This window comes from Gordonia otitidis NBRC 100426 (assembly GCF_000248075.1).
GTDB lineage: Bacteria > Actinomycetota > Actinomycetes > Mycobacteriales > Mycobacteriaceae > Gordonia > Gordonia otitidis.
On sequence record NZ_BAFB01000206.1, the window covers coordinates 23,357 to 35,975 of the forward strand.

The 12,619-nt window shown below is 63.5% G+C and carries 10 protein-coding genes; 5 read left to right on the forward strand and 5 right to left on the reverse strand.

The genetic code is table 11. The features are described 5' to 3' along the window. Nucleotides 1-77: 77 nt before the first annotated feature. The 5 genes from GOOTI_RS20235 to GOOTI_RS20255 all read left to right on the forward strand — a co-directional run bounded on the left by GOOTI_RS20235 (nt 78) and on the right by GOOTI_RS20255 (nt 6,371). Complete coding sequence (locus tag GOOTI_RS20235; RefSeq protein WP_007240470.1) at nt 78-1,802, forward strand: hypothetical protein; 1,725 nt, start codon at nt 78-80, stop codon at nt 1,800-1,802. A gap of 32 nt (nt 1,803-1,834) precedes the next feature. Beyond that, the gene (locus GOOTI_RS20240) at nt 1,835-2,377 is read left to right on the forward strand and encodes a single-stranded DNA-binding protein (protein WP_007240471.1); all 543 of its coding nucleotides are present in this window, start codon (nt 1,835-1,837) and stop codon (nt 2,375-2,377) included. A 146-nt stretch (nt 2,378-2,523) separates the two neighbouring features. After that, complete coding sequence (locus GOOTI_RS20245; RefSeq protein WP_007240472.1) at nt 2,524-5,208, forward strand: FtsK/SpoIIIE domain-containing protein; 2,685 nt, start codon at nt 2,524-2,526, stop codon at nt 5,206-5,208. Nucleotides 5,209-5,275: 67 nt separating this feature from the next. Then, nucleotides 5,276-5,548 (forward strand): hypothetical protein, encoded by a 273-nt coding sequence (locus GOOTI_RS20250; protein WP_007240473.1) that lies wholly within the window; start codon nt 5,276-5,278, stop codon nt 5,546-5,548. A 25-nt stretch (nt 5,549-5,573) separates the two neighbouring features. After that, the gene (locus tag GOOTI_RS20255; protein ID WP_169315836.1) at nt 5,574-6,371 is read left to right on the forward strand and encodes a metal-dependent hydrolase; all 798 of its coding nucleotides are present in this window, start codon (nt 5,574-5,576) and stop codon (nt 6,369-6,371) included. Nucleotides 6,372-6,380: 9 nt separating this feature from the next. Here the strand turns inward: GOOTI_RS20255 and GOOTI_RS20260 are convergent, their stop codons facing one another. The 5 genes from GOOTI_RS20260 to GOOTI_RS20280 all read right to left on the reverse strand — a co-directional run bounded on the left by GOOTI_RS20260 (nt 6,381) and on the right by GOOTI_RS20280 (nt 12,606). Beyond that, nucleotides 6,381-7,004: a hypothetical protein gene (locus GOOTI_RS20260; protein WP_007240475.1), complete on the reverse strand. Its 624-nt coding sequence runs from the start codon at nt 7,002-7,004 to the stop codon at nt 6,381-6,383. A gap of 62 nt (nt 7,005-7,066) precedes the next feature. Continuing rightward, nucleotides 7,067-7,600 carry a lysozyme family protein gene (locus tag GOOTI_RS20265; RefSeq protein WP_007240476.1) on the reverse strand — a complete coding sequence of 178 codons (534 nt, stop codon included), beginning with the start codon at nt 7,598-7,600 and terminating at the stop codon, nt 7,067-7,069. A gap of 12 nt (nt 7,601-7,612) precedes the next feature. Then, nucleotides 7,613-8,830: a hypothetical protein gene (locus GOOTI_RS20270; protein WP_007240477.1), complete on the reverse strand. Its 1,218-nt coding sequence runs from the start codon at nt 8,828-8,830 to the stop codon at nt 7,613-7,615. A gap of 26 nt (nt 8,831-8,856) precedes the next feature. Beyond that, a complete protein-coding gene (locus GOOTI_RS20275; RefSeq protein ID WP_039994454.1) occupies nt 8,857-11,424 on the reverse strand; it encodes a hypothetical protein in 2,568 nt (855 codons plus the stop codon). Between the two features lie 150 nt (nt 11,425-11,574). Then, nucleotides 11,575-12,606: a hypothetical protein gene (locus GOOTI_RS20280; RefSeq protein ID WP_007240479.1), complete on the reverse strand. Its 1,032-nt coding sequence runs from the start codon at nt 12,604-12,606 to the stop codon at nt 11,575-11,577. Between the last annotated feature and the right edge of the window lie 13 nt (nt 12,607-12,619).

Below are 12,619 nucleotides of genomic sequence, written 5' to 3' on the forward strand. Positions count from 1 at the left end.
CGCAAGTGCCGCACCTGTCAGTGGCGGGTGCCAGGCTTGGGACATCACATCGAAGCCGCACATGAAGGGTCAGCACAATGAGTGACACCGAGTTCGAACGCCAAACCACCGGAGGCTCGTTCGTCGCCTACGAGGCGCAGCCGTCACGCAACGTCGTCACGATCAAGGTTGGCGAGTCGGTCGAGCAGGTTCGCGTGTACCCGGAAGTCTTTGTTCAGGAGCATCCGTTCATCAAGGTGAAGGAACTCAACGAGTCCGATGATGGGAAGAACATCAGTGTCTCGTTCGATCCGGCATCTGTGCCTGTCGGCGAGGGCAAGTCGCCGCTACGTCGCCCGATCAACGCCAACGTCGCTGCGGGTGGCCGTATGGCTCAGGCGCTGCGGTGGGCACTGGATCACGACGCCGCCCTCTACGTCGGCATCGAGTACCGGCGGAAGTGGAAGAACCTCAGCGGCCAGGTCATCCCCTACGACACGCCGATCCTCGAACTGCGCGGGTTCAACGCCGACACAGGTGAATCAACGGATGCCGCGCAGGGCACGTCACGCCAGAACATCAGCAAGATCGTCGCGGTGGCCGGCATCGTCGACGACCCCCGCATCACCATCAGCGACGAAGCGAAGTCCAATCCGCTGCTGTGGCATCACTTCCGGTCCAACCGAATCGGCAAGACGCCGCCGCCCGAATGGGTGCGAGCGACCCGCGAAGATGGCAGCCCCGCGGGTGCTGCTATCCCGCGTGAGCAGTGGCGCGACCTGACCGGGACGTCCTCGGCGCCAAGCATCGACCTCGATGCGCTGGCCGTCGCTGTGGTGGCACGCATGAATGCTTCCGGTGACGCGCGGTCGGATGGCCAGCCGGTGCGTCCGCCGCTACAGGCAGCCAAGTCCGCCGAAGGACGCCGGTGGGACCTCTATAACTCCGACGGCCGAGTCAATCCCGGCAGCTGGGCGGTCAGTGGTGCGCTACGGCTTCGTGACACCGCGCTAACCGTCCTCGAAACCGTCAACTACCTCGAGGTCGACGCCGCGAACGCAGAAGGCCGCGAACCGAACCTACTGTCGCGGGAGGCGATCACCGGCACCGCTACCGCCATGATGGGGGCACTTGTCGGAGTGGTTGACCAGGTGCAGATGCGCATCACTGGCCGCGCCCACGCCAACCGAATCGACGGTTCACACACCACCGCCAGCAAGGTGGTGCACCAGGTGGCGACGCGTGATCTGCCGTTGACTCGTGCAGTCCTCGACGACGACGCGGCGAAAGCGCAGTGGCTGAACTCAGTTCGCGACCTTGCCGGGGAGATCGCGCACGCAGCGGTGGCGCTGACAGAGTCGTATGCCACCGCCACCGCAGATCCGGTCCCCGCTGGTGATGCGTCGGGGCGCGCCCACCAGCAGGCAGCGAAGCAGAACCCGCCCGAAGTGCCGTCCGGTCCCCCCACTTCGGCGCCGACGCAGCAGAATCGGCCCGCCAACTCCGCCGTCACCCAGCCGCACACACCTGACTTCTCGGTCAGCGACGGCGACGACACTCAGACTGCGCAACGCGCCCCCGTCGCGTCGGTGCGGGAACAGAACGCGGCGCTGCTGCAACCACTGCTGGCAGCCGCCAACCTCGCCCCCCGCGACGTGATGCCGTTGATCCGGGAACACTTCCAGGTGAACCGACTCGACGACGTGGCGACACAAAACCTGGAATCTACTGTGGCGACGTGGTCACAGAACCTCCCCCGATTCCGGCAAACGGCCGAAGCCGCATACCGACGCGACCAGGCCACCACCAAAGCCGCAGGATGATGCGGCGACTCACAGGAAAGTAGGTACACAACATGGCTGGTGACACGGTTATCACCGTCGTCGGCAATCTCACGGCCGATCCCGAACTGCGGTTCACTCCGTCGGGTGCGGCGGTCGCCAACTTCACGGTGGCGTCGACGCCGCGCACATTCGATCGTCAGACGAATGAGTGGAAGGACGGCGACGCGCTGTTCCTGCGCTGCAACATCTGGCGTGAGGCCGCGGAGAACGTGACCGAGAGTCTGACCAAGGGATCGCGGGTCATCGTGCAGGGCCGCCTCAAGCAGCGCTCGTACGAAACCCGCGAGGGTGAGAAGCGCACGGTTGTGGAACTCGAAGTCGACGAGATCGGCCCATCACTGCGCTACGCCACCGCCAAGGTCACCAAGACCTCGCGAGGCCGCAATTCCGGTGGCGGGCAGAACGGCAACTCGTCGAACGGATTCGGCGGGCAGGACGCGTCGAACGGATTCGGAAGCCAGAACAGTGGTGGCTCCCCGGTCGCCGACGACCCGTGGGGCAGCGCCCCCGTCGGCGCCGGATTCTCCGGCAGCAACGACGAACCTCCCTTCTGACCCTGGACGAACGGCGGCGCACACGCACCCTCACCGGTTGCGCATGCGCCGCCGTTGTCGTGTCCGCAACAACCGGCGCGGCGTGCTGAAACCCGACTCGTAAGCTACCGCCACACAGCTGATCTGCACCCCGGGAGACAACGATCGTGGCAACTCGCACGAGACGCCGAGCACCGTCACCAACGGCGCAACGCGCCAGACAAGCAACCCAGCAAGGCCTCAAGCAACTAGCCAAAGACTGGGCGTCACTGACCTTCGCGACGGACAGGCAGAAACTGGTTGGGCCGATCACCCCCGCCATGCTCAACTGGGTGTTCGTGGTCGTTGTCGTCATCGTCGGCTACACGCACACTGTGTCGGCCAGCAACCTGACGATCGCCGTCGCAGCATGGCTTGTGGTCACCGCATCCCGAGCGGCCGCAGTGCAACGCCAGCGCCGCAAGACGCTCACCAAAATGTTCGACGCTGTCGCCCCCGTCGCGAAAGTGCGCACAAGCGTCTCCACCCTCACAGACCCGAAGACCCTCCTCCGGCGACTGCGCTGGGGAGCGCGCGGACTGCCCGAACGTTTCACCATGACGTTGAGCTCGGCGTCCCCAGCTGCGAGCGCACCGCTACTGCGAGGCGAAGTTGAAGCTGCAATCGAGAACCTGCCGCACGCCCACACCAAACTGGGCGGCGAATGGCTATTCAGCTGGGACCGGGCCACAGTCACCGCAACCGCAGTGTCCGCCGACAACCCGATGCTTGGACGCAAAGCTGTCACCCGCAAGATTGTGGCGCTCGTCGTGCAGATCTTCGGTGTCACGAAAACCACAGCATCGGGTTGGACAGTCAACGTCGACGACTGGATCGCACCACCCCCCGACGCCGGCCACAACGTTGAACAACCTGGCCAGGTAGTGGTGCGCTGCGCAGACAAAGACCTCACCGACCTCAGTCTGCGTGACCGCGCCGAACGCCACTTCGAACGCGCAATACCCGTCAACGGAGAATGGCTATTCGACTGGAACACAGCGACTTCGACACTCACCGCAACGGTCACCGACAAGAACAGCCTCGACGCCGACCGCAAACGCACCGAACGCCGCCTCGCCGACGACCTGATCGCACTGACCGCCGCCCGCACGGGCAAAGACCCGATCGTCGTCGATGTCACCGAATGGATCACCGACCAGCCGCTCCCCCGCTCCCTGCACGTACAGTTCGGAACCTTGCCCCTCGACGATCCACGCAAGCGTGACGCCATCGAGGACGGATTCGACCAGGCAGTGCACAACCGGTGGCCCCAAGCGCGTGCCCTGTTCGAGTGGCACCACGGCGCCACTACCGGCCTCGACATCACGTTGGTAGCCCACGATGATCCCGAAGCGCTGCGGCGGCAGACCCTGACCCGCTTCCGCAACGTCACCCAGGCAAAGTTCGGCGGTACCCGCAGCCCGGTCCTCACCGAAGTTCTCGAGTGGCAAGACGAGTTGTCGGACAGTGGGACAGCACTGCCCGCGAAAGCGCGGGTCACGTTCGGAACCGTCGACGTCACCAAGCAAGACACCAGAGATGCGTTCACAGATCACTGGGACAGCATCGACCACCACAATGACTGGCACTACGACTGGAACACCCCACTCGGATACGTGGAGATCACTGCGGTTCCTCGCCTCCCGGATGCCATTGCGTTCCCAGAGGTCGGCTCAGACGAGTTCAACGAAATGGTCGAGGAGTTCCGAAACGGCCGGATCGTCGTCGGCCCGCAGAAGGGTGGCGGGCGATTTGTGTGGGACCTCAACCAGGAACCGCACGGCCTCGTCGGCGGAAAGACCAACGCCGGAAAGAGCACCTTCCTCGATATCATCCTGTTCTTGGCGCTGTACTGCCGAGACTCGGTCGAGGTCGTCGTGTGTGATCCCAAGCGGACCGACTTCACATGGACGCCTGAGTTCCCTTCTGTGGTGCGCTTCGCTGCGGGAGCCGAACAGATCTGTGAAGTGGTCGACTACCTTGACTCGGAACAAAACCGCAGGCAATCGTTACTTGAGCAGTACCCCGGCACGCGAAACCTCAAGTACCTCCGCAAGCTGTACGCCGAGCACCCCGAGCACGAAGCCGCCGACGGCCCGGCGCCCAAGCGAATCATCGTCATCTTCGACGAGGTTGCCAACTGGTGGATGAAATCCGACAACACTGACCTCGAGGAACTCAAGGGGACCTCACGCAGTCAGCTCGAAGGAATGGGACAGCTCGCCCGAGCTCTCGAGATCAACCTCATCTTCGCAGCGCAGAAGCCGGACAAGAATCGGCTGTCCACCCAGTTGAAAGAGAACCTCGTGTTCCGACTATGCGTCGGGAAAGTCAACCAGCCCACGTCTGAACAAATTCTTGACTCCCATCATGGAACCCGCTTCCCCGACAAGGGGACCCCGAAGGGCCGCGGGTGGGCGTTCACACCGCTCAGGGATTACCAGGTGGTTCAGATCCCGTACCTGCCGAACAGCGATGAGCCGTGCCCGTGGAATCCGGAAGTCAAGCTGCGCGGTTCGCGCGACATTCTGCGGGAGCAACTCGTGGCAGACGGCTACTCACAGATATTTGTCACCAATAGCAGTGGCGGTCGAGAACCGCGCTGGGTGCAGGTCGAAGACGGGGACACCGAAGGAGATACTGCGCACACTGCCGGCAGCGGCGACCACGAGCCGACGATGCCTGGCGATCTTCCCGCCGATGCTGCCGATCCCTATCTGGCTGAGGCCGACGACGGCGATGGCGGCGACGACACCGCCAGTGCTCTCGACTACGAGCTGCCTTGGGCTGATGACGACGAGGGTCTGGCATGACGACACACGAACGGAGAACACAGATGACTACACGGTCCTATCCGCGAACGGTTGAAGGGTTGCTGCGATGAGAGGCATTTCGTTCGCCGGCATTGTGCTGGTGGCATTTCTGATATTCGAAGCGCTGCACTGGGGTGCAACGGGTGACGTACTTGTTCCGGGGCCGGTGCGCAGCCTGTGGGATAAGGCCTACGAGAACAAGGTTGAGCCCGCCAAGAAAGAGATGGAGCAGAAGTACAAGGACATGCAGTCCACAACTCCGCGACCGAACAACTACGGACTCGGCACACCGTCGACGTCCGAAGTGCGGTGCACGGTGACGTTGTGTCCGGCGGCGTGACCGACAGGACGGCTACATCATGGTGATGGGTCCAACACACGCCATGTCCGGTGCTGCACTCGGGTTGGGAGTTGCTGCGGTCGTGCCATCCTGGCTTGGCGGCCCCACAACAGCGGCGGGCGCGTTGACGTTCGCCGCGATCACTGCCGGTGCGGCGCTGCTACCTGACATCGACTCGCCGCAGGCGACCGTGTCACGGACATTCGGATTCCTGTCGATGGGAGCGGCGCACGTGTGCGAGAACACGGCGTTGAGTGTGTACGACGTGACCAAGACGCGCCGCGACGATCCCCGCGAGAACGGGCACCGCACCGCCACCCACACCATCTGGTTCGCGATCGCGGTGGGTCTGCTTGTTGCGTTGGCGGTCAGCGTGTTCGGCAAACCAGCATCGGTCATCGTGCTGTTCCTGATGCTTGGGCTCGCGGTGCGCGGCCTGTTCCCGGAGTGGTCCAGCAAATCTGACTGGCTGGCCATCACCGTTGTGGCCGCGGTAGCGTCAGCGGCAGTGTGGGCGTGGCTGCCGCAGATGGCTGGCGCCGCCGCACTCGGGATCACCATCACGCTCGGCATCGTCGCTCACCTGTGCGGCGACGCGCTCACAAAGTCGGGGGTTCCGATGCTGGGCGGGCTGGTGACGATCAACGGGAAACGATGGTGGGATATATGCCCGCCCGGGTTCATGCGGATCAAGGCCAACGGCGTCGCCGACAAAGTCCTCCTCGGTGTGTTCTCCGTCGCCGCACTCTATTTGGCGTATCTGGTGACCTTGCAACCGGCCGCGCTGGGCGCGAACTGGGCACCAATCACAGCGGTTGGATAGTGCGCCTTGTTACCGGGCGCCGAACCGGCGGAACTCCCACAGGCTGCGCTTCGTCGGGTTCCACATCCACAGTCGAGGATCGAAGTGTGAGTGCTCCAACAGTGCCCGAGCATGGCCGAGCATGTGCTGCGGCACGATGACGGCGTGCAGATCTGCAGGGCTGAAAGCGAACTCGGCTGGACTGTCAGCACCTGGCACGACCCGCCATTCCCGTTCATGCATCCATTGACTGATGCGTGCGCCGCGACCATCTGGTGCGGTGGTCCGGACAGCCCAGGCGCGCAACGGGTCAGGAATTGCCGCCCACAGGTCGTCCCGGGCGTACCACACCGGCCCGCCGCCCTCTCGGTAGACGACGGACTTGTCGAACACAATCCCCCATGGTTGGAACTGCTCAGCGAACAACAGTGCTTCGAGGCTTGAGCGCACGGCTTCGGTGAAACTGACGACAGGGGTCCTACACCCGTACGGCGGATAGGCGTTGATCGCCGCGTCGGACACGATGCTTGAGAGCCGTTCGCGCGGCGTCATCTCTCTGATGCGGGGTGGCACGGCACGCGACTTGGATCGTTTGCGGCCGGTGAAATGGACGACGTAGTCCCACTGGTCAGGTAGTTCCATCGCCACAGGCATGACCTGATGCTATGCGTAGCCGACGACTATGCGGTCGCGGTTCGGTGAGAGGTGTGTGCCGTTCAGGGTGTGTGGCTGAGCGTGACGACCTGCTGCGCGTACTCCCTGGTGGCGGGTGGCAGATCGGTGGGGTTGGTGATCACAGCGTCGGTGCCCGAGTTGTAGGCGGCGGCGATCAACTCTGGGTTCACGGTGACGTGGGCGGCGTTGAGGGTGGATGCAATGTCACAGTCGTGCGCCACGAGAACTGCCATCGCATCCCCGGGGTCGCGAGGATCGTGCGCGTTCACGGTGGGGGCCACCTTGTTCCACACGGATGACGGCAGCTGCGCGGGCCCGACAGCACCAGCCGGGGAGAGGTCCCCGCCTTCGCCGAAGTCGGATTCGGTTTTGGTTTGGGCGGCAACAAGGTCACGGTCAACGCTGTCGCAGCCGTGCAGGGCGACTGCGTCGCTGATGGCCGTCTTGTAGGTGTCGGGCGCCGACTGCCACGCCTTCGACGAGGGTTGCTGGGTGGAGCAGCCGACAACGACGGCGGCACTGGCTGCTAGTGCGGCGAGTGCGGCGATGATGGTGGTGTCGAGGCGGCGGGACATGCGGGCTCCTTGTCAGATGGCTTCGTCGTATCGGAGTTGCACTTCGGAGAGCGCATCGGCAATGACGGTTCGTGCTTGCGCGGCGAAGTCGACTGCGGAGTCGCTGGTTTCGAGCTCAGCTTTGAGTGCATCGAGTTCCGGATCGTCGAATGAGTCGATGATGTGCGGCACCTTGTTGCGGATTTCGGTCAGGGTGGGAAGTAGTTCGAAGATGCGGTTGATGTCGTTGACGACTCGGCGTACGTCGACGGCGGTGCGCATATGCTCGAGCGCTTTGCTGGTTTCGAAGTCTGACACCGACACGTCGAGACCTTCAGGGATTTCAGTGTCGAACACAGAGGTCACGCTGATGGGTGCTTCCGGCGCCGGTGCAGGGTCACTGTCATCGCTGTCAGACGGTGCAGGGCGCGCATCCTTCCCTGCAGCGGGTGCCGGTTCGGTGGGGCCTCCCCCGGCCGACGCCGCCAGGTTGGTGCCCTTGGGTCGGGCATTCTCAGCGTCTACACCGGCTTCGTCGTCATCGTCCAGGTCGTCATCGTCGACGTCGTCGGCACGAGCCCCGGCTTGGTCTGCGCTTTCCTCCGCGGATCCAGTTGACACTGAATCCTTTTCTGCCTCCCGTGCTGCCGCCTCTGCTGCTGCTTTTGCCTTGGCTGCCGGGTAGTCGCGGGCACAGTCGATGATGATCTTGCTGACCTCATCAGGCCCGGTGGCTTTGAGTTCGTCGATGCGTTGGGTGATGACGTCGACGAGCTCCATATCGCCGACACCAGCTTCGGAGGTGGCGACGCTGCGTACCGCGTACTCCGGAACCGACAGTTCAGTGACGTCGAGGCCGGTGTTGTCGGCGACATGCCACAGCAGCATCGCGACGCGTGTCATGCGCCGCAAATGTGTGTTCGTTATCGGTTTCTTGGTGCGCGGATTGATCACAGAGCCGGAAAGCTCACGCAGAATCATCTCACTTGGCGTCGTATAGCCGAGTGCCACATGCGCTTTCCGCGACAGCAGTGTGGAGATCGTCTCCTGGAACGTGTTGGCTGCTGCGATTGCGGTGGCGATGAGTTGGCGAGCTTCGTCAGCCGAGCACGGCGTAGTCGAATGCTCGGCGACCTCCCCGTGCACGGTGGTGGAGTTGACGAGCGCAGCACCGGCTGCGCTGTCGGTTGCCTCAACTTCGTCGACGGCCGCATCGATCTCGGCGTCGGCGTCGGCAGTGGTGGTGGACATGGATGCTGCCTCCTTCGCCTTTCGACTCAGAACTGGTTGCGGTTGGCGACTCGTTCAGCGCGTTGCCGAGCAAGGCTCGCCTGGTCGGCAGCCAACACCATGCGGGACTGCTTGATTCGCTGCGGATCGCCGTAGGCGCGGTCGAGTGCTTCGAATCGGGCAGACCCGGTAGGCGGAATGTAGTAGCCGGTGGACAGATTGTTGTTCGCTGGCAGATTGAGCAGTTGCCGCAGTTCACGGCGCTGTGTTTCGGCAGCAGCTGTGTTCTTCGCTGACTTCTGCACGTCGATGGTGATTCCGCCGTTGCTGTCGGTGCGTACCGAGTAGGAGCGGCGAGGACCACGCCCCGACAACACTTTCCGGAGACGGTAGACGACGGCGCGGGTGTCCTGCAGATCGACCTTCGGTACCTCACTGCGACGGCCGGCGGCATCGGAATCGTCGTCGGTGACACTCGGTTCGCGGCCCCACACGGTGGGTTCGAGTACCTGTTCACCGGCGATGGTGCGTGGCGGAGTAGTGACGGGCGCGTTCATCAGTTCACCTGCATAGGAGCGCTTGCGGACAGCGTCGACGAAGTCGGCGTTGCTGTCGTCGCGGCGGCGCATGATGGTGGCGTAGTCGACTCGGTCAGTCGCCGATAGTGGCGCGTCCAGCGACATCCCGCCCAGCGTGTCGTAGGTGGATTCCGGGCTGCGTTCGCGTGCTGGTGCGGCCGCAAACTTCATGGCGGTGGTCGCGGCGACGGCCTGCACGTGGGGGCATCGGTAGGTTGCTCGGTACTGTGCGCACGTGCACTTGAGGGTCGGCTTCTTGTCGGAGTTGAACACTGACATGTAACGCTGGTCGCGGTCGTTCCATAGCCGCACCTGCCCGCTGACCGTCGCTCCCGGGAACTTGGCCTGCACAGACGGCAACGCGAGCGTGGTGTCGGTGGCCAGGTCGGCGTCGATCGAGGCGCGTGTGGCGGTGACCAGAGAGCCTTGCACTTTCGTGCCGTCGAGTTCCATAGCGGAGCACACCTTGCGTTCCACCGGCTGCGCGACGCGTGTGTTCCGGGGGCGTGGCGGCAGTGTTGATCCGCCTTCGCGGAGCGCGGCACGGTATTGGGCGTTGAGTGCGGCGTTGCGTGCCTGGTATTCCTCGGAGGGGCCACCTTTTACCGGGCACCGGTGGGCGGTGTTCATCGACGCCCACTGCCCGCAGGTGGGGCATTTGTGCTGTGTCGATGCGGCCGCAAGGTCGGCGGCGTTCTCGAACCGGTAGGCCTCGTCGATGGTGCCGGCGAGCCCCAGCTGGTTGAGGCGTCGGCCGATCGCATCTGATCCGTCGGTGAGGTCAGCCCACTGCTGCGGTGAGACACGCATCATGAACGGTGTTGCTGGGCCGCGCATGGTGTCTTGCGGTGTGACTTTCAGGACACCTGTGTGTGGTGAGTAGTCAAGCGATTTGAAGCCGCTGAGGGTGCCGCCGCGGGCATCGAACTCTGCGCGCAGTTGCTGCTTTTCACGTTCAAGTGCGGTGCGCTGCTTGGCGATCTGCACTTCGCTGAGTGGTTCACCGCCGGCGATGTCGCGCATGGTGTCTCGTGCGGACTGGCGGAACGCTGCGACGTCGGAATAGATGACGGGGATGGCGCGCAGCTTCGTCAGGTGGTCGTGCAGTGCGTCGTCGGGCAGTTGCTCGAGCATCCGATACTTGTTGGCTTCGACGGACCGGTCGAGTCGTTCGCTGCGTTTTTCGATGTCGCGGCGCTCGGCAACGAGGTCGTCGTTGTGGCATGCGGATGCGTCGTGCCCGAACTGGCCGCACTCTGTGCACTTGATGTAGCTGTTCTTGTTCTTGGGGTCGAGGAAGTTGCGGGACACGACGCCGGGTGCGTCGAAGGTGTTGCGGGAGGGGAGTTTCGCGAGAGCGTCGAGTCGGCGGCGTTCCATGACGGCCATGGCATTGCGGGCACGCCCGGACTGCCCGAGTTCGGCTTGGTCGCGCGCTGACATGCCTGCCATTGCAAGGCTCTCTTGCAGTGAGCGGGGGCGGGTGTCGGTTTCGTCGCCACGTGGCCCGGATCCGAGGTCGTCGCGGAACGAATCGTTCAGCGAGATCTGGGAGAAGTCACCGGGCTGTTCCATCAGCCGTTTCCACTCACGTTCGGCATCCTTCATGGAGATGCCGCGTGTACGCGCGTTCGTTTCGAGGAAGTTGCGTTTCGCTGGCTGTAGATGTTCGGTGATGGCGCCCATCCGCATCACTGCCGCCATATGGCGGGCTGTGTTCTCGCGGACAGTGCCCGAGACGGGGCGGCCGTGCCGGTCGCGGCCAGTCTTGAGGATTTCCACCTCTTCACGCAGACGGGTGACGATTCCGGTCTGCCCTGCTTTTCCGGTGTAGGGGCGGTACTTTTCGGCGTCGGTGAGTGTGGGGTCAGCTTCGACCTGAGCGATGAAGTGTTGGGCGAAGGCGATCTGATCTTCGGTGGAGTGCTCGGGCATACCTTCGAGGGCGTGGGTGTGCTCATGCAGCGCGGATTGGACTTCGGAGTCGTGTAGGAATCCGTCCCCGTTGGCGCGGTTGACCCTTTTCAGATATCCCATGACTGCGCTGCGCGCAGGGTTTTCACGGCAAATCACGGATAATTCCCCTCACTAGCAGGTTTGGCTTCGATGTATGAGGCTGATTATGCACGCTGCGATGTGCAGCGAACTGTATTGTTTGAGCAGTGTTGTGCGGCTGAAACATTCGCGTTAGTCGCTGTCGCCGGCGCCGTTGGCGGTCGCCATTTGCTGGTCGGGTTGCCCGTCGATGTTGTCGGAGTTCGCGGTGTCGGCACGCGAACGTAGATAGGGGTTGGCGACCGGCGAATCTGACAGGTCAGCAAACACTCCGTCAAGCTGATAGGGGGGTCGTTCCTCGAGGGTGAGCACCCCGACAGTCACCAACGACTGCACATACTCGGGTTCGGAGTCGATGACTAGCTCCGGCATGTTCTCGCGGGTGGCGTACTCGATCAGTGAACCGTCGGGCTGTTCGACGAGTCGGACCGCTGAAATGTAGGGCGCGACAGTCCACGGGGCATAGTTGCCGGTGTTGATGACCAGCGGTGTCGCCGCCCGCCACTCTGGGCGAATCATGGTGGCGGGCCGCACCTCGTCGTCGGCGAAGTCAACGATCGGTACTTCTGCTGGGATACCCAGCGGGAACCCACCGTCCGGGGAGGCGGACAGGGTGAGTTCTTCACGCTCGTAGTCGCTGAGTGTTTCCCATGTGCCGTCATCGACAGCGGCGGTGTTGATCGCCGACTGCAATTCCAGGCGAATAAGGTTCGCGTGCTGACTACGTAGCAGCGCCAAATCATAGAGCAGGTCCATCACCTGCTGCCTGCGGGTGAAGTCGGTTGTGTCGTCGGTGTCGTCGGTGTCGTACGGCATGGCCGCGGCCAGGTCTGTAGGCAGCAGATCCCCGAGGCCCGGCCCCGGCGCGGGTAACGGGTGTTCGGTGACGTCGAGGTTGTCGATCTGCTCGGTGAGGGCGGCATACTCGTCGCCGATCAGGACGCACAGTAGGTCAGTGATCCGGTCGGCGTAGATACGTCGGTCGGTGCCCACCACTGTGACGTCGTAGATGAAGGGGCGGGTGTTGCCAACGAGTGGCAGTACTCGACCGCCGTGACGTTTCCCGATGATGGTGATGGCGGCGTCGTCAGTGCAGACCGGCGGACAGCAGTGAGCGGGGTTCACCTCGTTGGCCTCTGCAGCGGTGATGACCCTGAATGCCATAGCTTCCCTCACT

Coding starts and splice junctions, on each gene's coding strand:
- GOOTI_RS20235 (WP_007240470.1), top strand. CDS start 78: ATGAGTGACACCGAGTTCGAACGCCAAACCACCGGAGGCTCGTTCGTC.
- GOOTI_RS20240 (WP_007240471.1), top strand. CDS start 1,835: ATGGCTGGTGACACGGTTATCACCGTCGTCGGCAATCTCACGGCCGAT.
- GOOTI_RS20250 (WP_007240473.1), top strand. CDS start 5,276: ATGAGAGGCATTTCGTTCGCCGGCATTGTGCTGGTGGCATTTCTGATA.
- GOOTI_RS20255 (WP_169315836.1), top strand. CDS start 5,574: ATGGGTCCAACACACGCCATGTCCGGTGCTGCACTCGGGTTGGGAGTT.
- GOOTI_RS20260 (WP_007240475.1), bottom strand. CDS start 7,004: ATGCCTGTGGCGATGGAACTACCTGACCAGTGGGACTACGTCGTCCAT.
- GOOTI_RS20265 (WP_007240476.1), bottom strand. CDS start 7,600: ATGTCCCGCCGCCTCGACACCACCATCATCGCCGCACTCGCCGCACTA.
- GOOTI_RS20270 (WP_007240477.1), bottom strand. CDS start 8,830: ATGTCCACCACCACTGCCGACGCCGACGCCGAGATCGATGCGGCCGTC.
- GOOTI_RS20275 (WP_039994454.1), bottom strand. CDS start 11,424: ATGGGATATCTGAAAAGGGTCAACCGCGCCAACGGGGACGGATTCCTA.
- GOOTI_RS20280 (WP_007240479.1), bottom strand. CDS start 12,606: ATGGCATTCAGGGTCATCACCGCTGCAGAGGCCAACGAGGTGAACCCC.